Annotated in this window: 21 protein-coding genes and 1 pseudogene; 13 read left to right on the forward strand and 9 right to left on the reverse strand. The window is 70.2% G+C overall.

Annotated elements, in window-relative coordinates:
• The first annotated feature begins 149 nt into the window (after nt 1–149).
• Nucleotides 150–1,121: a DUF5937 family protein gene (locus AB0B64_RS41495; RefSeq protein ID WP_358184981.1), complete on the forward strand. Its 972-nt coding sequence runs from the start codon at nt 150–152 to the stop codon at nt 1,119–1,121.
• 56 nt (nt 1,122–1,177) lie between these two features.
• Nucleotides 1,178–2,362, forward strand: coding sequence for an MFS transporter (locus tag AB0B64_RS41500; protein WP_358184984.1), 1,185 nt, complete (start codon nt 1,178–1,180; stop codon nt 2,360–2,362).
• Between the two features lie 5 nt (nt 2,363–2,367).
• Here the strand turns inward: AB0B64_RS41500 and AB0B64_RS41505 are convergent, their stop codons facing one another.
• Both AB0B64_RS41505 and AB0B64_RS41510 read right to left on the reverse strand, forming a co-directional pair.
• Complete coding sequence (locus tag AB0B64_RS41505) at nt 2,368–2,970, reverse strand: class I SAM-dependent methyltransferase (protein WP_358184987.1); 603 nt, start codon at nt 2,968–2,970, stop codon at nt 2,368–2,370.
• 36 nt (nt 2,971–3,006) lie between these two features.
• Entirely contained in the window at nt 3,007–3,900 is an 894-nt protein-coding gene (locus AB0B64_RS41510) for a helix-turn-helix transcriptional regulator (protein WP_358184990.1), read from the reverse strand.
• 237 nt (nt 3,901–4,137) lie between these two features.
• Between AB0B64_RS41510 and AB0B64_RS41515 the strand changes: the two genes are divergently transcribed.
• The 7 genes from AB0B64_RS41515 to AB0B64_RS41545 all read left to right on the forward strand — a co-directional run bounded on the left by AB0B64_RS41515 (nt 4,138) and on the right by AB0B64_RS41545 (nt 9,932).
• Entirely contained in the window at nt 4,138–5,115 is a 978-nt protein-coding gene (locus AB0B64_RS41515; RefSeq protein WP_358184993.1) for an aldo/keto reductase, read from the forward strand.
• A 55-nt stretch (nt 5,116–5,170) separates the two neighbouring features.
• On the forward strand, nt 5,171–6,205 hold the full coding sequence (locus AB0B64_RS41520; protein ID WP_357955158.1) for an alcohol dehydrogenase catalytic domain-containing protein: 1,035 nt from the start codon (nt 5,171–5,173) through the stop codon (nt 6,203–6,205).
• A 64-nt stretch (nt 6,206–6,269) separates the two neighbouring features.
• Nucleotides 6,270–7,235, forward strand: coding sequence for an FAD:protein FMN transferase (locus AB0B64_RS41525; RefSeq protein ID WP_358184996.1), 966 nt, complete (start codon nt 6,270–6,272; stop codon nt 7,233–7,235).
• Complete coding sequence (locus AB0B64_RS41530) at nt 7,232–7,708, forward strand: hypothetical protein (protein WP_358184999.1); 477 nt, start codon at nt 7,232–7,234, stop codon at nt 7,706–7,708. Before AB0B64_RS41525 ends, AB0B64_RS41530 begins: the two co-directional genes overlap by 4 nt.
• 251 nt (nt 7,709–7,959) lie before the next feature.
• The gene (locus tag AB0B64_RS41535; RefSeq protein WP_358185002.1) at nt 7,960–8,256 is read left to right on the forward strand and encodes a hypothetical protein; all 297 of its coding nucleotides are present in this window, start codon (nt 7,960–7,962) and stop codon (nt 8,254–8,256) included.
• A gap of 16 nt (nt 8,257–8,272) precedes the next feature.
• Nucleotides 8,273–8,983: a hypothetical protein gene (locus tag AB0B64_RS41540; RefSeq protein ID WP_358185006.1), complete on the forward strand. Its 711-nt coding sequence runs from the start codon at nt 8,273–8,275 to the stop codon at nt 8,981–8,983.
• 85 nt (nt 8,984–9,068) lie between these two features.
• Nucleotides 9,069–9,932, forward strand: a complete 864-nt coding sequence (locus AB0B64_RS41545; protein ID WP_358185009.1) for a helix-turn-helix domain-containing protein — start codon at nt 9,069–9,071, stop codon at nt 9,930–9,932.
• A gap of 113 nt (nt 9,933–10,045) precedes the next feature.
• Here the strand turns inward: AB0B64_RS41545 and AB0B64_RS41550 are convergent, their stop codons facing one another.
• Nucleotides 10,046–12,421 (reverse strand): M28 family peptidase, encoded by a 2,376-nt coding sequence (locus tag AB0B64_RS41550; protein WP_358185012.1) that lies wholly within the window; start codon nt 12,419–12,421, stop codon nt 10,046–10,048.
• A 132-nt stretch (nt 12,422–12,553) separates the two neighbouring features.
• On the opposite strand from AB0B64_RS41550, the gene AB0B64_RS41555 reads away from it, so the two are divergent.
• Nucleotides 12,554–13,306: an alpha/beta hydrolase gene (locus AB0B64_RS41555; RefSeq protein ID WP_358185017.1), complete on the forward strand. Its 753-nt coding sequence runs from the start codon at nt 12,554–12,556 to the stop codon at nt 13,304–13,306.
• Between the two features lie 281 nt (nt 13,307–13,587).
• Here the strand turns inward: AB0B64_RS41555 and AB0B64_RS41560 are convergent, their stop codons facing one another.
• The gene (locus AB0B64_RS41560; RefSeq protein WP_358185020.1) at nt 13,588–14,034 is read right to left on the reverse strand and encodes a hypothetical protein; all 447 of its coding nucleotides are present in this window, start codon (nt 14,032–14,034) and stop codon (nt 13,588–13,590) included.
• Nucleotides 13,994–14,770, reverse strand: a complete 777-nt coding sequence (locus tag AB0B64_RS41565; RefSeq protein WP_358185023.1) for a HAMP domain-containing sensor histidine kinase — start codon at nt 14,768–14,770, stop codon at nt 13,994–13,996. The genes AB0B64_RS41560 and AB0B64_RS41565 overlap by 41 nt, the downstream gene beginning before the upstream one ends.
• Before the next feature lie 82 nt (nt 14,771–14,852).
• On the opposite strand from AB0B64_RS41565, the gene AB0B64_RS41570 reads away from it, so the two are divergent.
• A complete protein-coding gene (locus tag AB0B64_RS41570; protein ID WP_357955178.1) occupies nt 14,853–15,047 on the forward strand; it encodes a hypothetical protein in 195 nt (64 codons plus the stop codon).
• A gap of 51 nt (nt 15,048–15,098) precedes the next feature.
• Here the strand turns inward: AB0B64_RS41570 and AB0B64_RS41575 are convergent, their stop codons facing one another.
• Entirely contained in the window at nt 15,099–16,760 is a 1,662-nt protein-coding gene (locus AB0B64_RS41575; RefSeq protein ID WP_358185026.1) for a cytochrome P450, read from the reverse strand.
• Between the two features lie 145 nt (nt 16,761–16,905).
• Here AB0B64_RS41575 and AB0B64_RS41580 point away from each other — a divergent pair, with 145 nt between their 5' ends.
• A complete protein-coding gene (locus AB0B64_RS41580; RefSeq protein ID WP_357955185.1) occupies nt 16,906–17,556 on the forward strand; it encodes a TetR/AcrR family transcriptional regulator in 651 nt (216 codons plus the stop codon).
• 136 nt (nt 17,557–17,692) lie between these two features.
• On the opposite strand, the gene AB0B64_RS41585 is transcribed toward AB0B64_RS41580, so the two are convergent.
• Nucleotides 17,693–18,271 (reverse strand): Tn3 family transposase, encoded by a 579-nt coding sequence (locus AB0B64_RS41585; RefSeq protein WP_358185030.1) that lies wholly within the window; start codon nt 18,269–18,271, stop codon nt 17,693–17,695.
• On the opposite strand from AB0B64_RS41585, the gene AB0B64_RS41590 reads away from it, so the two are divergent.
• Nucleotides 18,197–18,487, forward strand: a complete 291-nt coding sequence (locus tag AB0B64_RS41590; RefSeq protein ID WP_358185271.1) for a hypothetical protein — start codon at nt 18,197–18,199, stop codon at nt 18,485–18,487. The two genes, AB0B64_RS41585 and AB0B64_RS41590, sit on opposite strands and share 75 nt — an antisense overlap.
• Here the strand turns inward: AB0B64_RS41590 and AB0B64_RS41595 are convergent.
• A complete protein-coding gene (locus AB0B64_RS41595; RefSeq protein ID WP_357955189.1) occupies nt 18,469–18,720 on the reverse strand; it encodes a hypothetical protein in 252 nt (83 codons plus the stop codon). The two genes, AB0B64_RS41590 and AB0B64_RS41595, sit on opposite strands and share 19 nt — an antisense overlap.
• A 51-nt stretch (nt 18,721–18,771) precedes the next feature.
• Nucleotides 18,772–19,608, reverse strand: a pseudogene (locus tag AB0B64_RS41600) (DUF4158 domain-containing protein); the annotation flags it as partial.
• Between the last annotated feature and the right edge of the window lie 17 nt (nt 19,609–19,625).

A 19,625-nucleotide genomic window follows, 5' to 3' on the forward strand; every position in this document is an offset into this window, starting at 1 on the left:
GCACCGTGATCGCGAGCGCGAAGAAACCTTCCGTTCACCGTTAACGGTGGTCAGTTAACCGTTAACAAAGAGCGCGCGTCAAGACCGGGAGCCCCGGGCCGGACTCCTGCGATACCTTCGGCCGTAGCCGAATCCAAGGGGTCTCTGGCATGCTCACGGTGGCGTTCTCCGCCTACGACCTGACCTCCATCAGGTTCGCGTACTCCCCGCTCAGGGAGGTCTCCGCCGGTATCCAAGCGCTGCGCACCCCCGCCGGGCGGCCCCTGCATCTGCCGTGGTTCAAGCAGGTAGGCCCCCTGATCGGCGGCGATCTGGCCCCGCTGCTCGACCTCATCACCGGCGCCGGCTATATCCCCGACTTCCTGTGTCCCGTCCCCACCAGCCCGACCCCGGACCTGGCCGGCGAGCTGGCGGTCCTGCGCGCCACCCCGCACGAGATCATCCGCACGGACCTCGACCGCATGGCCGCCGAGATCCCCGGCTCGCTGACCGGCTGCGCCATGGAGCTGTACCAGGATCCGGGCCCAGGCCTCGAACGGCTGGCGCACGTCATCGAGGCCTTCTGGCGACTCGCCATGGCACCGCACTGGCCGCGCATGCGCAATCTCCTCGAAGGCGACCTGCTCTACCGCACCCGGCAGTACGCCGAACGCGGCCCCGCCGGCGTGTTCGCGGACATGCACGCGGCCATCCGCTGGGAAGACCGCACCCTCTACCTGGACGACCGCCCGAAAGAGCTGTCCCGGACGCTGAACGGCGAGGGCCTGCTGCTGGCCCCGTCCGTCTTCGTCTGGCCCAGACTGCTCTACCGCACCGACTCCCCCGGCCAGGCGGTCATCACCTACCCCGTACGCGCCGTCGCCACGCTGTGGGAACGCGGCACCGCGCCCGCCCCCGACGCCCTGGCCGCCGTCATCGGCCGCTCCCGCGCGCTGCTGCTGGCCGAGCTCGACACCCCCGCCTCCACCACGGACCTGTCCCGGCGCACCGGCCTGTCCCCCGCCAACGTCTCCGAGCAGCTCGCCCTGCTGCTGTCCGCGGGCCTGGTCACCAAGCACCGCGTCGGCCGGGCCATGCTCTACGTACGAACCCCGCGCGCCCAGGCCCTGCTGGACGACTGATTCGGCGCACGCCGAATGTGTCGCCCCGCCCCGAGGGCCGCCCGCACCATGCACTCATGACGATCACGGCTCCCGCCCCCACCCCTGTGTTCCAGGGGCTGCCCAAGGTGTTCTGGCTGCTGTTCTCCGGCCAGCTGGTCAACAGGTTCGGCGGGGTCGTGCTGCCGTTCCTCGTGTTCTACCTGACCGGGCGGGGGTATGCGGCCGCGCAGATCGCCGCCGTCATCTCCGCGTACGGGCTGGGCGGCCTGGGCGGGCAGCCGCTGGGCGGCTACCTGGCCGACCGGTTCGGCCGCCGCGTCACCCTCATCGGCGGACTGCTCGCCACCGCGGCCTGCCTGATCCTCATCGCGGCCGCCGGCAGCCTGGCCTGGCTGATGACCGCGGCCCTGGCCATGGGGCTGGCGGGCGACGTCTACCGGCCGGCCGCCTCGGCGCTGGTCGCCGAGACCACACCACCGCACCTCCGCGCGAAGGCTTTCGGGCTCATGCACTGGGCGGTCAACGTGGGCACCGCCGCGGCCGGCGCCGTCGCCGGACTCCTGCTCGCCCACGGCTTCTGGCTCCTGGTCATCCTGGACGTGACCACCAGCGTCGCCTTCGCCGTGATCGTGGCCATCGGCATCCCCCGCGGCCACGACAAGGCCGCCGCCAGACCGGCGCGCAACGGCTACGCGATCGCGGCCCGCGACCGGGTGCTGCTGGCCGCGCTGGCCTTCCTGCTGCTCGGCCTGATCCTGTACGCGCAGGCCTCGTACGCGCTGCCCCTGGCCCTGGCCGCCGACGGGCTCCCGGCGTCGCTGTACGGGCTGCTCATCACCGTCAACGGCGCGATCGTCGTGATCTTCCAGCCGCTGTTCATCTCCTGGCTGTCGCGCCTGCCCCGGCTGCCGGTCCTCGGCGTCTCCATGACCGTGGTGGGCCTCGGCCTGGCCCTGACCGGTATGGCCAGCCAGCCGTGGCACTATGTGGTCACGGTGGTGCTGTGGTCGATCGGCGAGATCGGCATGGCGGGCTTCGAGGCGGCGCTGATCGCCGACCTCACCCCGGACGGCGCCCACGGCACCTACCAGGCCCTGTACGGCTGGACCACCGCCATCGCCCGCTTCGCCGGACCGGCCGTCGGCGCCGTACTGTTCCAGGCGGGGATGCTGTGGTGGGCCTGCGCCGCGACGGGCGTCGTGTGCGTGGTGTTCGCCTTCACCCTGATGCCCGCGGTCACACGGCGGGAAAGGCCGTAGGGGGCTCAGACCTGCGGCTTGCGCCAAACGATGCTGTAGCGCAACAGCAGGTGGCGGCGGTACAGGGAACCGGGCAGGATCTCCGCGGCCAACGCGCGCATCTGCGGATATGTCACCGGCGGCGGCCACACGGTAGGGGACGAATGCTTCCAGAGGCCCTTCCTGGCACGGTGGAAGGTGCCGACCGCGACGCCGGCCAGGTCGCGCGGCAGGTCCCTGGGCATGGTGCTGCGGGCGAGGCCGACGATGGCCAGGACGCCACCGGGACGCAGCAGATCGCGCATCCGGGCCAGCCCGCTGGCGGCGTCCAGGTGATGCAGGGTGGCCACCGACGCGACGACATCGAACGAGGCGGGCTCGAACGGATGAGTGAGGAAGTCGCCGAGGACATACTCGACGTCGTCCGATTGCTCATGGGCCTGGTCGATGCTGGGCGCGTCGAGATCGATACCGATGACCTCCGGCACGGCCCGCCGCAGTTCACGGGCGAGCATGCCTTCGCCGCAGCCGACGTCGAGAGCCCGCTGGGCGCGATCGGGGACGGCGTGGAGGATGCGGGGGTGGTAATGAATGTTGTGATTCCATCGCTTGCGGCCCGTATCTGGCATTTGATCATTTTGCCAGAATGACGCACGCCTGATGGGTCAGCGTTGGCGCTCTTCGGCCGTCTGCGGAGCGTGGTGGGGGGTGGCCAGGTCCAGCAGGACCATGGCGTCGTAGTCGGGGGTGCCGGGCTCGGCGACGTACACGGCCAGGCGCTGGCCGGGAGTGCCTTCCAGGTGCATGCTCTGGACGTCGAGGGTGATCGTCCCGACGTGGGGGTGGCGGAAGGTCTTGCGGGCGTTCTTTCGGCCGGTGACCTCGTAGCGTTCCCAGAGCTTGGCGAAGTCGGGGCTCTTGAGCAGGAGCTCGCCGACGAGGTTGGTGAGGTCGGGGGCGTCGGGGTCGGTGCCGGCCTGGGCGCGCAGCCGGGCGACGCAGCCGCGGATCTGGTTCTCCCAGTCGGGGAACAGCCCGCGGGCTGTGGGGTGGAGGAACAGGTAGCGGGCCAGGTTGCGTTGCTTGGCCGGCCAGTCGTCCATCCCGGCGTACAGGGCGAGCCCGCCGGGGTTGCAGGCGAGCAGGTCCATGCTGCGGCTGACGATGTAGGCCGGGTTCGGGCGCATGGTCTGCAGCAGGAGCTTCAGGTGCGGGCGGACCGTACGGCTGGGCGGGGGCGGCGGTTCGGGCGCGTAGCGGGCGGCCCGGCCGGCGAGGCTGCGCAGGTGCTCGTGTTCGTCCTCGTCCAGGCGCAGGGCGCGGCCGAGGGCGTCGATGACGGCCGGGCTGGGCCGGGTCTCCTTGCCGCGCTCCAGCCTGGTGTAGTAGTCGATGCTGACGCCGGCCAGGGTGGCGAGTTCCTCCCGGCGCAGGCCCGGGGTGCGGCGCAGGCCGGGGCCGGCGGTCAGGCCGACCTCGGCGGGGGTGATCTGGGTGCGACGGGCGCGCAGAAAGCGGCCCAGCTCGCTGCCTCCGGCGTCGTTGTGCTGCTCAGCCATGCTTTCAGTGTTACAGCCGCCGGCCGCGAACCGCGCGGCCGAGGGGGGCCCTGTCACACCCCTGAACACGGCTCCCCGGCACAGCACGGTCTGCCATCGGGCGAATGCGCAGAGCACGATGGCTGTTGGTGACGATGCCGCGCCGCCCGCGATTGGACGCGGCATGACGCCTCGTCAGGGCCCTTGTGTCCCTTCGGTACCCGCCATCAACGTATCGATCCATCGGAGATAGCAACGATGAAGCACATCAAACTGCGTGACCTGGACGTTTCCCGCATCGGGCTGGGCGCGATGGGCATGTCCCACGGCTACACCGGCTCCGGCACCGATGAGGCCGAATCCATCCGTACCATCCACCGGGCCCTGGAACTGGGCGTCACCTTCATCGACACGGCCGAGATCTACGGGCCGTACACCAACGAGGAACTCCTCGGCCGGGCCCTGAAGGGCCGCCGCGAGGAAGTGGTGCTGGCGACGAAGTTCGGCCTGATCGCGCACGCCGGCGCGGGCCCGTGGAACCTCGACAGCAGCCCGGCCAACGTCCGCACCTCGGTCGAGGAATCGCTGAAGCGGCTGGGCACCGACTACATCGACCTGTACTACCAGCACCGGGTCGACCCGAACACGCCGATCGAGGAGACCGTGGGCGCGCTGGCCGAGCTGGTGGAGCAGGGCAAGATCCGCCACATCGGCCTGTCGGAGGCCGGGCCGGACACCATCCGTCGCGCGCACGCCGTGCACCCGGTCACCGCCGTGCAGTCGGAGTACTCCCTGTTCACCCGGGGCCTGGAAGAGCGGGTGCTGCCGCTGCTGCGCGAGTTGCGCGTCGGCCTGGTGCCCTTCTCGCCACTGGGGCGCGGCTTTTTGACCGGGAAGATCCGTTCCACCGACGGCTTCGCCGAAGGCGACTTCCGGCACGGCAACCCGCGCTTCACCGGTGAGAACTTCCAGCACAACCTGCGCCTGGTCGACGAGGTCCAAGCCATCGCCGCCGAGGCCGGCGCCACCCCGGCGCAGGTCGCGCTGGCCTGGCTGCTGGCCCAGGGCGACGACATCGCTCCCATCCCCGGCACCAAGCGCGTGAGCCGGGTCGAGGAGAACACCGCCGCCGACGGCATCCAGTTGTCGGATGAGCAGCTCGCGGCGCTCTCCAGCCTGCCCCCGGCCGCCGGCGACACCCACACCGAGGCCGGCCTGCGGATGCTGGAGCGCTGACCCGCTCACCTTCAGCTGTGTCCACCACCCTTCCCGAAATCCAAAGGAGCACATCATGCGTGCAGCCGTGATGTACGGTGCCGGCGACGTCCGCGTCGAGAACCGGCCCGACCCGAAGATCCAGCAACCCACCGACGCGATCGTCCGCGTGGTCCTGTCCTGCGTGTGCGGCAGCGACCTGTGGCCGTACAAGTCCATGCCCGCCACCGGCACCGGACGCCTGATGGGGCACGAGTTCCTCGGCGTGATCGAGGACACCGGCTCCCAGGTGAGCGCCCTGAAGACCGGCGACCTGGTCGTCGCACCGTTCACCTACTGCGACAACACCTGCGATTTCTGCCGCAAGGGCCTGCAGCCCTTCTGCCGCCACGGCGGCCGCTACGGCCTGGACGGCGTGGACGGCGGCCAGGGCGAGGCAGCGCGGGTCCCCCAGGCCGACGGCACCCTGGTCAAGCTCCCCGTGGAAGAGAGCAGCCCGCTGCTGCCGTCCCTGCTGACGCTCTCGGACGTGCTGGGCACCGGCCACCACGGCGCCGTCACCGCCGGCGTGACCCGCGGCGACCGCGTCCTGGTCATCGGCGACGGCGCGGTCGGCCTGTCCGCCGTGCTCGCCGCCAAGCGCCTGGGCGCCGAACAGATCATCCTCATGGGCAGGCACACCGACCGCACCGACCTGGGCCGCGACTTCGGCGCCACCGACGTCGTGGCCGAACGCGGCGACGAAGGCGCGACCCGGGTGCGCGAGCTGACCGGGGGCGACGGCGTCGACCGCGTCGTGGAGGCCGTCGGCGCCCTGGAGGCCCTGCGGACCGCGTTCGCCGCAGTCATCGACGGAGGCACGATCAGCCGCCTGGGCATTCCGCAGTACGAGGACGGCCCCATCGGCCCCGCCATGATCATGCGGAACATCACCCTGACCGGCGGCGTCTCACCGGCCCGCGCCTACATCGAGGAACTCATGCCCGACATCCTGAACGGCGTCATCGACCCGGGCCGCGTCTTCGACCGCACCATCGGCCTGGAAGAGGTCCCCGACGCCTACCGCGCCATGGCCGACCGCGAAGCCCTCAAGGTCCTCATCCGCCCCTGATCTTCGACAGAGCGCCGGGCAAAAGCAGCCGCGCCGTCCTTCCCGGCATCCCACATATGGAGGCATGACCATGCCCACGAAGTACCCCGCTCCGGCGACCGGTACGGCGCAGGGCGGCGGGCCGGCCAAGGCGATCTGGGCGTTCGACGCCATCGGCACGCGCTGGGAGATCGAGACCCGCCGACTGCTGGACGGGCGGGTGCGAGCTGAGATCCAGGACCGGATCGAGCGGTTCGATCTGGCCTACTCGCGCTTCCGGCCGGACTCGCTGGTCTCCCGGATCGCCGCCGCGCAGCAGGGTGGCCGGTTCGTCTTTCCCGAGGACGCCGCCGCCCTGTTCGACCTGTACGACCGGCTGGCCGCTGTCACCGGCGGCGCCATCGACCCGCTGCTGGTGGGCCGCGAGCTGGAACTGCTCGGCTACGACGCGGCCTACACCCTGCGGCCCGTCGCGCCCGCGGCCTGGCCTGCCGGGCCGCGGCCGGTCTGGGGACGCGACACGGTGCGGGAGGGGACGGTGCTCACCACTGGCCGCCCGGTCGTCGTGGACGTCGGGGCCGCAGGCAAGGGGTACCTGGTCGACCTTGCCGCCGCTCTGCTCACCGAATCCGGGATCGGCGCATTCGTGGTGGCCGCGGGCGGGGACCTGCGCCATGCCGGGCCGCAACCGATCCGGATCGGGCTGGAGTACCCCGCCGACCCGTCCCAGGTGATCGGCGTCGCCAACCTGCGTGATCGGGCGCTGTGCGCCTCGGCCGTCAACCGGCGCGCCTGGGGGGACGGCCTGCACCACATCCTGGACGCCCGCACCGGGATCCCGGCCGCGGAGGTGGTGGCCACCTGGGTCGTCGCGGACGACGCCGCCCACGCCGACGCCCTGGCCACGGCCCTGTTCGTCACCGACCCGCGCACGCTGGGCCGCTCGTTCGCCTTCGACTATGTCCGGCTGCTAGACGACGGACGCGCTGAGATCTCATCCCGATTCCCCGGCGCCCTGTTCGGCCCCGAAGCACAGGAGGACCGCTCATGACCGCCCAGAACCGCACCGCCACGGCGCTGCTCACGATCGCCGCCTCGACCTTCGCGTTGACCGGCGCAGGCTGCTCGGCCGGCACCGAACCCGAGGTCGGTACCGCACCCCCAAGGCCACCCTCGTCGGCCCCCTCGTCACCATCACCGCCACCGGCGTCCGCGTCGGCGCGAGGAGATTCCCAGTACCGCGACGGCGCCTACACCGCCACCGGCACCTACGGCGGCGGGCCCTCCCACATCACCGTGACGCTCACGCTCGACGACGACGTGATCACCCGAGTGGCCGTCGCACCGCACGCTACCAATCCGACCTCCCGCGACTACCAGGAACGGTTCGCCACCGCCGTACCCCAGATGGTCGTCGGCAAGAACCTCGATGACGTCCGTCTGTCCCGCACGGCCGGCTCCAGCGGCACTCCGGTCGGTTTCAACGACGCCTTGGACCAGATAAAGCAGCAAGCGGCGAACTGACCCGCTCGGGCGCCGGCGGAGCGGCCTTTGCCGAACCAGGAGCCAGGGCGATCCGGCGCAGCCAGGCGCCAGGGAGATAACGCCGCCAATGCCGCAGCCGGCCCGACCAACAACGCTGCCGGCGTTCTTCTCTCACTGCGGAGAGAACCCCGATAACAGCGGTCGTCGCACGCTCGCCGTCGGGAACTCGGTGTCCGTATCGTGAGCATCGGGCGCGTCCGGCGGTCCGTTTCTCATATGGAGGGGTAGCGATGTTGCGTGCGGTGTTCGTACGAACCTTGAAGGCGGGTGTGACGTATGAGCAGTTCAAGGAAGCTTGGGTTCCGGAGAATACGGACGGCTATCCCGCGAAGGTCAGCGTCTCGCGCAATGTCGCCGACGACCGGCAGGTGATCACGGTCCTTGAGCTGGACATGTCCCTGGCCGAGTTTGAGGACAAGCGTGCGGCGCTGACCCGTCCGGACGCACTGGAGCGGCTCGCCGAGATCGTGGAGACGACCGAGTTGGCGGGCCTGTATGAGGGTGTACTCGATGAGAAGGATCTGTGACGATCGGGGGTGAGTGATGTCGTTCAAGGCCGAGCAGGTCGCGCGGCTGGCCGAGTCCGGGTGGTCGTGCTGCGAATCCGTGGCCGAAGCGGTGGCGCGGGCGGGGCTACCGGCGGTGACGCCTGACTACCTGGCGGCCGCGTTCTCCGACGATCTGTGGGAGGCCGCCGGGCGCGCGGTGCTGGCGCTTCGGAACCACTTCGCCTCGGCTCGCTTCGCGGAGGAGACGACGTACGGGATCCTGCTGATACCCGACCCCGACCGGCTGGACACCCGGCGCCCGATGACCGCGGCCATGCGAGCGGATCAGCTCGGCACGCCGACCGAGGACGTGTTCGACGCGCGGCTGCCGGCAGGCGTCCTCGGCGTCCGGCCCGGCAGGCCGTGGACCATGGTCGCCACGGTCACCGGGGTCTATGGGCCGTCTCTGGGTAGTCACCACCAGATCGTGGACGGGCCGGCGGCGTCGTTCACGGTGGCGGGCACGGACACCAGGGCGCTGATGATCCGTCAGCTCTGGGGCGCGCGAGTCCTGCAAAGCGGGCGTGACCTGCCCGACTACGAATCGAACGCGAGATGGACGTTCACGCTGTTCCCCGGCGAGGGCCTCACCGAAGGCCAAGCCGAATCCGGCACCGTACTCAAGGGCAAGGTGCGTTTCCGGCTCGGCAAGCCCGACCGCGGCATCGGATCGGCGCGCGTGGCTCCCGCCATCGCCGTCACCTAAGGCGCCGGCGGCCCATAGTGACGCATCACCATATAAGCGTCAAACTAGACATATGGGACGTGAGTCGCGGAGTCGCCATGACGCGATGCCCGACGTCGAGAGTGGGCTCGGATCGTATCTGCGAGCCAGGCGAGCCCAGGTCGCCCCCCAGGACGCCGGACTCAGCTCCTGCGGCCCACGCCGGACTCCCGGTCTGCGCCGTGAGGAGCTGGCCGCGCTCGCCGGCGTCAGCATCGACTACTACGCGCGTCTCGAACGCGGCAAGGAGACCCATCCCAGCACCGCGATCCTCGACGCCCTCGCCGGAGCCCTGCGCCTCGACGCGTACGGGCACCAGCACCTGTACGATCTGGCCGCACGAGCCACCCGCGGCACGTCGGAGGCGCCGCCCACCCCCACGTCGCGCGAGGTTCGCCGAGGCGTCCTGGTGCTCCTCGAGGAACTGCGCCCCAACCCGGTCTTCGTGCTCAGCCGCACGCTGGACGTGCTCACCTGCACCCCGAGCGGGCTCCGGCTCTTCGCCGGGCTGGACGCGCAGCCGCCGCAAACACGGAACATCGCCCGGTACGTGTTCCTCCATCCCCAGGCCCCCCACGTGCTGGACGACTGGGACGAGCAGGCCCGCGCCTGCGTGGGCCGACTGCGGGTGCTGGCCAGCACGGATCCCACCGCCCCCGGCCTGACCGGCTTGGTCGAAGAACTTCTGGTGAAGAGCCGGGAATTCGCCGACCTATGGAGCCGCTACGACGTCAAACCGCACGCCCAGGGGGTCAAGACCTTCCACCACCCCGACGTCGGTGACCTTCGCCTCGGTTACGAATCGATGCCGCTGGACGGCACCCTGGCCCAGCGTTTCGTCATGTTCTACGCCGAGCCGGGGACAACCGATCACGACAAGATGGTTCTGCTCGACATGGACAGGTCCGAACCCGTGACGGCCGACCCGTAATCAGCGCGCGCCCTTGCCCGAGCCGGCCGACCCGTGATCATCACGCGCCCTTGCCCGAGCCGGCCGACCCGTGATCAGCGCGCCCCCTCGCCCGAGTCGGACGGCAGGTGGGTCTAAGCGTCGCCGGCCAAGGTGTAACCGCGGGTGACCGCGAGGAGGCCGCCGTCCTCTCTGGTGGCCGCGACCAGGTGCGGTGGCCTGGGGATGAAGCCAGGCACCGCGGTCAGCCCGTCGGTCTCGCCGATGACGGTGAGGCGAATCCGGTCCGCTTCCTGTATGCGCAGGGTGATCTGGACTCCCTGGGCGGGGATGCCACGGAAGCGGATCTCTGAGGGCCAGGTTCCGGCTCGCGTACCGGTCACGGGCACGCTCGCCGACCCGAACCGGCCGGCTGAGGCGGTGGCCCGGGTGATCGGCTGGTCGAGCCTCAGCGTCACCGAGCGCGCGCCCTTCCCCGCTGTCACCTGCAGCTTGAGCGTGCCCTCGCGGCGGGCCAAAACGGTGGCTCGCGGGCCGTCGGCGGCGATCGCGGGTGCGGGGCCGGTCCACAGCGTGCCTCGTGCGTACCCGGCGGGCAGCGCGGAGGTGTCGTGGCCGGACACATACTGCTTGGTCCACTGTGGCGGGTCCGTGTCGGCGCTGACCCAGTGAGCGGTGCGGGTGTCGGCGTCCATCACGTAGGCCAGGTGCGTGCGCTGCGGCTGGCCGGCGTCGAAGTCGTCCGCCGCGAGCCCGGTGGCGACCAGTCCCGTCGTCAGGAGAAGGGCCACCAGAGACACGGGGAGGAGGACGGCGCGTTTCGGCCGGATGGCGAGATCGGGCAGGCGCTGGGTGGCGGGATCCGGCAGGCGGCGGGTGGCGGGATCGGGCAGGAACAGTTCCGCGATCGGCACCACGGTCAGTCCGAACAGTGCCAGTATCAGCGCGCTCACCCCGCCGAGTGCCAGCCCCATCCCGTCGAAGACGTCCCCGGCCAGTGACGGCAGCAGCATCGCGGCCGTGACCGGGCCCAGCATCGCCGCGGCCGCCCGCGCCCAGGCAGGTCCGCGCGACAAGGCGGCGGCCAGGCAGCCGAGCGAGCCCAGCAGCGCCGGCAGGGCGAACAGGAAGGACGCGCCGGGAGCGACCTGAGCGCACAGCACGCCCAGCCCGGCGAGCCAGGTCAGCGCCCCGACGGTCAGCGCCGCCGGACCGAGCCTGCGCCGCAGCACCAGATACCAGCCGAGAACCGCCAGCGCGCACAGGACCGCGATCGCCGCCTGGTACGGCCGCGGGCGGTGCAGCAGCCCGCCCATCAGGTCGTAGGCGGGCCGCCAGGCCACCAGCAGTTCCCACAATCCCTGCGCCAGGGCGGCCGACAGCACCAGGGGCACCACGGCCGAGACCGCGGCCATGATCAGCCGGGGCAGGCTCAGCAGCCGCCTGAGGCGGCCCAGCAGCGCCAGGCCCGCCACCGCGAGGAGGGCCAGCACCGCCAGCGGCCAGACGAGCCGGGCCGGGTAGGTGATCATGGTGCCGAGCGCGCGGAAGTAGGTGACGTCCTGATCGGAGGTCAGCGTCCGCAGGTCCGCGTTGCCGAGGGCGCGCGTCAGCGCCAGCATGTTGGTGCCGTGGTGTTGCAGGCTGCCCCGGTTGAGGTTGGCGATGGAGTCGCCCGCGGTGTGATACAGCGAGGAACGCTGGATGTAGGCGAAGTTCATGCCGGTGAAGCCGGCCTTGGTCAGCGGGGTGAAGTCGGTGTTGTTGGGCAGCAGCCGGTACACCTCCACCATGGCGGAGTGACCACGCGGCGCGGGGACGGCGTGGACGAAGGTCTCGACCAGGCGGGAGTTGCCGGCGGTGGTCTCGAACATCAACGAGGGGCCGCTGACTCCGCGGGCCTCCCAGTTCAGCAGCACACCGCCGGCTTTGCCCAGGGGGTGGTCGCGGACGAAGGCCTCGGCGCCGAGCACGCCGTCCTCCTCGCCGTCCGACATGAGCAGCACGATGTCGTTACGCATGCCGGGACCGGTGCGCAGCGCCCGGACGGTCTCGATCATCGCGGCCACCGCGGCGCCGTCGTCGGAGGCGCCCGGTCCCATGGCCGCGGAGTCGTAGTGCGCGGCGATGAGCACGGTGCCGGTCGAGCCCGTCCCCCGCAGCCGGCCCACGATGTTGTCGACCTGGCCGAACGTCGCCAGCCCCGCGGCGGACCGGCCGCCGACCGAACGCTGGATCTCGACCTGAAGCCCCGCCGCGCGCAACTGCCCGGCCAGGTAGTCCCTGGCCCGGCCGCTCGCCGGGCTGCCGATGGGCCGCGGTTCGGCGGCGAACTCTTTCAGGTGCGCCAGCGCGCGTTCGGCACTGAACTGCGCGCTCGGGGCGGTGGCCGGCAGGGGTTGCATGGTGCTGTCGGCCATGGCGGACAGCATGATCACCGCCATCAGGGTGAGCAGGGCCGCCAGCCCGGCCGGCAGCCGCCGTGGGACGTCGAACAACTTTCCGATCATGGCCAGGAAGGCTAAGCCCGGCCACTTGCCCCGCGGAATGAGGCGCTCACCCGCCCGTACCTGCGGTTTTCCGCAGCCCCCGGTCGAGCAGGGCAAAGCCACACCGGTGACCTGGAGATCGAGGACCGCATCGTGCCCGCCGATCCGGACGTGCCGGTGCGGATCTACCGCCCGCACCACCCGCAGGGCGCAATCGTCTGGTTGCACGGCGGTGGATTCGTCATGGGTGACCTGAACACCGAACACCCCTGGGCCGCCCGGCTCGCGAACGTCTCCGGCGCGGTGGTGGTCTCGGTGGGTTACCGGCTGGCCCCCGAGCATCGGTTCCCGGCCGCCTTGGACGACGTCTACGCCGCGCTGACCTGGACGGCCGAGAACGCCGCAGACCTCGGCGTCGACCCGGAACGGATCGCGGTCGGCGGCCACAGCGCCGGCGGCGGACTCGCCACCGCGGTGGCGCTGCGAGCGCGTGACGAGCAAGGGCCGCCGATCCGCTTCCAGCTGCTCAACCAGCCTGGACTCGACGACCGGCAGGAGACGTGGTCGGCGCGGCACTTCACCGACACCCCGTGGATGAATCGCGACAAAGTCACCGCAATATGGGGGCACTACCTGGGCTCCGCACCCGCCACGCCGTACGCCGCCCCGGCGCGAGCCTACGACCTGTCCGGCCTGCCACCCGCCTACATCGCCACCGCGGAATTCTGCCCGAACCGCGACGAAGACATCACGTACGCGCTACGGCTGCTGCAGTCGGGCGTGTCGGCCGAGCTGCACCAGTGGCCCGGCACCTTCCACGGGTCACAGGCGATCCTGTCCGCCGAGGTGTCGCAGCGGCAGATCGCCGAACTCGGCGCGGCCCTGCGCCGCGCCCTGGCCGAGTGAGGTGGCCCGCTCGGGTGGCCGATCGCGGACGGGAGAGGCATCGCTCCGTCAGAGTGACCTGCTCGCCTTGACGTTCTCGATTCCGAGGACATTCAGCAGAGCCAGGGCTTCGGCGCCGGGGGATCCCGGCGGCGCGCTGTAGAGGCCCGTCCGTAGTTTCCAGACCAAAACAACGCCAGGCAGTTGATCTAGGGCCGTACCTGGGATGACTGCCCTCAAGATGGCGGGTTGCCGGGAAGCACTTCGCCGTTTTCCGTGGTCCTGGCAGGTGGGATGCGAGATCAGCGCCGGTGCCGGCGGTGGTGCTCGTCGTTCTCGGCGGTGATGCGGGCGGCGGTCTCCTCGCCGAGCCGGACGTAGAGGCCGAGGGTGGCCAGGTGCCGGTGGCGGGAGTTGGCCTGTAGGTCGGCGGTGCCGCGGCCCTTGACGGCCAGGTGGGTCAGCCCGGAGTGGCACAGCTGGTGCAGGGTGTATCCGGTGCTGTGCGGGTGGTGGAGCTTGGATGCCTGTTTGAACAGGTACTCGGCGCGTGGGTAGGACAATCGGCCTCGGCCGGTGTCCGGGCAGATGTCGCCCAGGGCCGGCGCGCGGCGTCCGGCGGCGGGAGCGCGCCGGCCAGCGAGGAAGAGCGGGCCGCGGGTCCGTCCCTTGAGCAGGCGGGGCAGCAGTTGGGCGGTGCCGGGCCGGTCATGTCCGAGCGGGATCACGTCGGCGGCGATCAGGCTCACGCGTCCGCCCCTCCTCTGCCGCAGCAAATCCGGTATTTACCGCGGTCGCGATGGGGGCCGTTGCACTGAGGGGAAGTCGCAGCACGAAGCAAGCCCCGCCGCTTGGGGACTTCCTGGCGTGGAGGGTGCCCATGTGCGCCTGGGCGATGTCGCGGGCGATCGCCAGACCGAGGCCCGTGCCCTTGCGATCCAGGCGGCGTGCGGCGCCGAGGCGGGTGAAGCGTTGGAAGATTCGTTCCCGCTCGCACTCCGCGATGCCTCCTCCGTCGTCGGCCACCGTCATCTCGGCGTTGTCGCCCGCGCGGCTCACCCGGACCTCGACGATCCGCTTGGCGTGCCGTTGAGCGTTGTCGAGCAGGTTGGTGAGCAGCCGGGAGATCCGGATCGGGACGGCCTGGACGGTCACGCCCCGTTGCAGGCGGAGCTGGACCGGGAGGCGATCGACTCGTCGACAGACCTCGTCCCGGACCAGTTCTGCGAGGTCGACCTGCTGCGGCTCCACGGCCGGACCCGCCTCCATTTCGCCGAGCACTCGCAGATCGGTGAGGATCGCGTCCAACCGGTCGACGCCTCTCAGCGCCCTGGCGAGAAGGTCGTGGAGATCGGTCTGCTCGGGATACAGGTGGGCCGCCTCCAGCTCCACGCGCAGTCCCGCGAAGGCCGCGCGCAGCTCGTGTGAGGCGTCGGAGGCGAACTGCCGGTTCTTCTGAAGCTCCTGCTCCAGCTCTCTCAGCATGTCGGGAACGATCGGGATTGTCGTAGTTCGGCGCGCACAGAGCGAGTGTGGATCCTCGCAGCCATGCCGAGATGTTGGACACGTGATGGCGGTCGATCCTTTGTCTCGATCAGGATCGGCGAAATCGGGGCTGTTGGCGGGCATATTCACCGGCAAGCTGCTGCCGCACACCGCGCATCGTCCAGGTGCAGTACCGCTTTCATATATGTCCGGGGCGGTTGAGGAATCGGGGTTGGTCATGTCGCTGTCGTTTCTCTTCGGGCGCTCGGAAAAGTGACAAAGGACGAGGCCCGCCCCCACACGTGTGCGGGCCGGTCGTCCTCTGCCGTCAGGGAACGAGGATGAGTCGGATCGGGTCGCCGATCTTGTGCTCCAGCCGGTGGATCGCCTCGGCGGCGTCAGCGAGCGGGATGTGGTCGGAGATGGAGGGAGCCAGGTCGAGCCGGCCGTTGGAGGCCAGCCGCACCAGCTCGGAGACGGACTCGGGGGTGCCGCCGTAGTGGCCGCGTATCTGCTTGCCCATGTAGTTGAAGGTCAGGCCTTCGCTGAGGGTGAGCGGCTTGGGGGTGATGCCGACCAGGATGAGGGCTCCGTTGAGGCCGAGCACCGCGGCGGCCTGCTCGCGGACGGCGGCCACGCCGGCGCAGTCGAAGGCGAAGTCCAGGCCGCGGCCGGCGGTGGCCGCACGTACCTGGTCGGCGAAGTCCTCGGCGGCCGGGTCGAGCGCGATGTCGGCTCCGAAGCCCAGAGCGCGTTCCCCGGCGCCGGGCATGGGGTCGACGGCGATGATCGGGGCGGCTCCGACCAGGCGGGAGACGCGGAGGCTGTGCGCGCCCACTCCGCCCACGCCCCACACGCCCACGGCCTGCGCGGGGCGCACCCCGGCGGTGGCCACGACGGCGGCGTAGGAGGTGGAGACCGCGTCAGGGATGATCGCGGCCTGGTCGAACGGCAGCTCGTCGGGGATGGGGACGAGGGTGTCCTCGCGGGCGATGGCGTACTGGGCCCAGCCACCGTCGTAGTCGATGCCCCGGGTGTGGACCTGGGTGCAGGGGCGGCGGCGCGCGCAGTCCGCGCACTGCTCGCAGCTCTGTCCGGCCTCCAGGATGACGCGGGTGCCTACGGTCAGGCCACGCCGGAGGCCGGGGCCGAGGGCGTGGATGACACCGGAGACCTCGTGGCCGATGGTGACGGCGTCGCGGGCATTGGGGTACAGGGGGACGAGGGTTCCGTCGATCAGGTGGAGGTCCGACAGGCACACGCCGGCGGCCTTGACCTCGATGATCCTCCCCTGACGGCGCTCCTTGATCACGGTCTCGACCAGCTCGCGCATCAGCTGGATGTTTTCGCGGTACGTCTTGTCGCGGGTTTTGCGGAGCTTGGTCATCACCGGAAGCTCCTGCGAGCGCCGCATCGACTCCACCAGCGCGTGCAGCAGCGCCGTGAGAAAGGGGTGCAGTTCCTCGTCGCGGAAGGAGTCGGACCGGTAGCCGAACCCCGACAGGGCGATGGTGTCCAGCGTCAGCCGGGTGTAGTCGTCGGTCACCTTGACCAGCCGTCCCTGCCTGCGCTCCCACTTGCCCACCAGGTTCTGGGCGATCTCCAGCATCTGCCCGAAGTAGCTCTTCATGGCCCGCTGGCTGAAGGCCGGCATGAGGATCCGGTGCGCCATGCCCCAGACCTCCTCATCGTCATGGGCGGTGAACAGGCCCGCGCCGGCGTAGTCCCGGACGTGGCTCAGCGGCGGGAGGATCGGCTTGCCGAAGCGGGTCTCGTCGCAGACCTCCGCCACCAGGTCAGGGTCGTAGACGAAGACGTTGTTCTGGCCGGCGATGTCCATGCTGAAGAGGCCCTCGGGGAACTGCTTGGACAGCTCGCCGAAGTAGGCGACTGGATTGGTGCCGGGAATCTGGGGCGTGTGGCCGAGGATCGGGATCCCGCGCGGGGACCGAACGGGACGGAGCCCGGGCGCGGGCTGAGCGATAGGCAAGGACTTCTCCTTTCTGACGATTTCGTCATTTATGGACACTACCGTCAGTCATGTAATGAATTGTCAAAACAGAAGTGAGGAATCCGTCACTGTTGACGGTCTCTACTACAGTGGAACGCGCACCACCGCCCAAGGAGACATACAGATGGCCGACCCCGCACCGAGCCGCCTGGACCGGCGCAAGGCGCGCACCCGCGCCGCGCTCATCCGCGCAGCCCAGACCTTCATCGCCGACGGCAGAACCAACACGGCGATCCTCGACCTCACCCAGGCCGCCGACGTCGGCATGGGCTCCTTCTACAACCACTTCTCCAGCAAGGACGAACTCTTCCGAGCCGCCGTCGAAGACGCCCTCGGCCGACACGGCGCCGCGCTGGACGAACTGACCCGCGATATGGACGACCCCGCCGAAGTCTTCGCCTTCAGCTTTCGGCTCACCGGCCGCCTGCACCGCCGCCAGCCCCAGCTCAGCAAGGTCCTCCTCAACACCGGCCTGGCCATCGCCACCTCAGAACACGGCATCGCCCCACGCGTGCGACGCGACATCCAGGCCGGCGTCCAAGCCGGCCGCTTCACCGTCGGCGACCCCGAACTCGCCTTCACCATCGCCGCGGGCACCGCCTTGTGCCTCGGCCAACTCCTGCACACCCAGCCGGACCGCGACGACGCCCAGGCCACCGACCAGATCACCGAAGACCTCCTGCGCACCTTCGGCATCCCCGCCGACGAGGCGCACGAGATCTCCCGGCGTCCCCTGTCCGACCTGGACCGGCTCCTTCCCAGCGTCGTCGCGTAACCGAACCCGTCCGCGGCATGTGCGCCGCCGTTCGGCCGTCGTGCCTGCTGTCCCATATCGGGCGGCATGCACCGCAGGACCTGCTCGGCCTCCGCCGTCCCGAGCCGGAGAGCAGTGGCGTACTTGACCATCTGGTCTACTGCTGCTCGATCAGGTCCCAGCGGATCGGGCGGGTCAGTGAGGAGCCGAGGGCCGGCCAGCCGGGCGGGGTGTCGTCAAGGCGGTACAAGCGGATGCTGCCGATGTTCTTCAACCGGGGCAGCAGCCGGAATTCGAGCAGCTCGGTGAAGGCGAACCCAACCACGCTCGCGCCGTGCGTGTCGACGTAGTTCGACTCGATCTCGGCGTCCGTGCAGCGCCGCAGCAGGCCCTCGATCATCGCCGCGACCTCGGACGACGAACAGCTCTTGAGCTGGGAGTAGATGCAGACCTTCTTGCGCTCGACGTCCCAGTAGATCATCACGCCGTTGCCGCCGTAGCGAGCGTGGTATTCGGTCATGAAGTTCGAGGACCAGGACCCGAACTTCTTCGAGTCCGACGCGCACGCGGTGCCGCGACCCCACCATGCGGTGGCGCGGGCGGCGAAGGTGGCGTTCACCAGCCTGGTGACGGCGGCCCTCAGGTTGTCGACAGTGATGAAGTGCCGACGCACATGCCGCAATGCGGCCTCGCCCTCGCCGTGCTCGCCGGTCGCCGCAATCGCCCGGATGCCCATGTTCGTGCCCAGGGCGAAGAAGGCCAGCAGCAGGCGGCGCTGGAGGACGTCACGCTCGATGGTGATCCACGCTCGCCCTTGCGACTAGTGACCTTCACGCCGCCCGCCGAGCCGTCCGCGAGCGCGCCGGACAGCTGGTCCAGGCCCGCGGTCATGCGCTTCTTCAGATCTGCGATAAACGCCTTCGGGTTCAGCGGCTACCGGATCGCGGCGTAGTGCACGACTCGGGTGGCCTCGAAGTCACCGGGCAGGTCGTCCTCCGCGACGACCGCCTCGCGCCAGTCCTTGCGCACCACGCCGTCCATGGGCGCTTCGTCACCGGCGTCGTAGAAACGAGTCTTGCCGTCGACATCGGCGTACTTCTTCAGCAGCCTCATCGCGTCCATCACCGGCCGATACGCGGTGTTGTTGCACTTGAAGCCCAGCGTGTTCAGCAGCGGCGGCAGCATCTGCCGGTAGTACGAGCTGTAGGAGGAGCGCAGGGTGGTGCGGACCTTGGCCTAGAAGACCTTCTCGTTCGCCTTCGCCTCGGCCACCAGCTCGCGCAGCGTCTTCTCCCCGGCCACCGGGAACAGCGCCCGGCGTACGACCTCGTCGGGCTTGTCGACGGCGGCCGTCACCAGCTTGAAGAGGATGCCCTCCTTGCCGCGGACCTTCTTCAACTCGGCAGTGAGCTGCTTCTCCACCCGACGCTCGGCACGGGCGTTGATCTTGTGGACCAGGGCGTCGGTGATCTCCGCCTGCCGGGACGAGCACAGCGCCGCGAGCAGGGTGATCCGTACGTCCTCGCTCGTGTCGCGGAAGTCCGAGGGGTACATCTTGATCGCCCGTGCCCGCCAGGCGGCCACCAGCTTCTCCGAACAGTCCGTGAACAGCCCGTCGGGCAGCCCGAGCTTGCGCGCGTCGTTGAGCTTGGTGATCTCCGTCAGCAGGGAGTCCAGACCGACCGCGCCCGGGTCGCGCTTGAGCGCGGCCAGCAGCGCGGTACCCGCCTCGTTGTCCTCGGCCACCAGGGACAGCAGCCGAGCCGTGCCCGCCTCGCCGAGGCGGCCGATCGTGCGGGCGCAGAACGTCCTCTCCCACTTGCCGCGCGCCGCGACAAGTACCTTCTCGACCCGGGTCCGGCCCGGCGGCTCGATCTTCCGGGCCCGGCACTCGACCAGCAGGGCATCGCGCTGCCGGTCCTCCACCAGCTCGACCGGACAGACCTCCACGGCCAGCCACTCAGCCAGCACCTTCTCATCCGCGACCGTCGACGGCCTAAATCCCAGGGCCTCACGGATCTGCTTGCGGTGGTACTCGGCAGTCCGGCCGACCAGCGTGTACTTCGCGAAGTCATCCTTTGAGACGCGGG

Origin of the sequence: Nonomuraea sp. NPDC049129 (assembly GCF_040648495.1) — a bacterium.
GTDB lineage: Bacteria > Actinomycetota > Actinomycetes > Streptosporangiales > Streptosporangiaceae > Nonomuraea.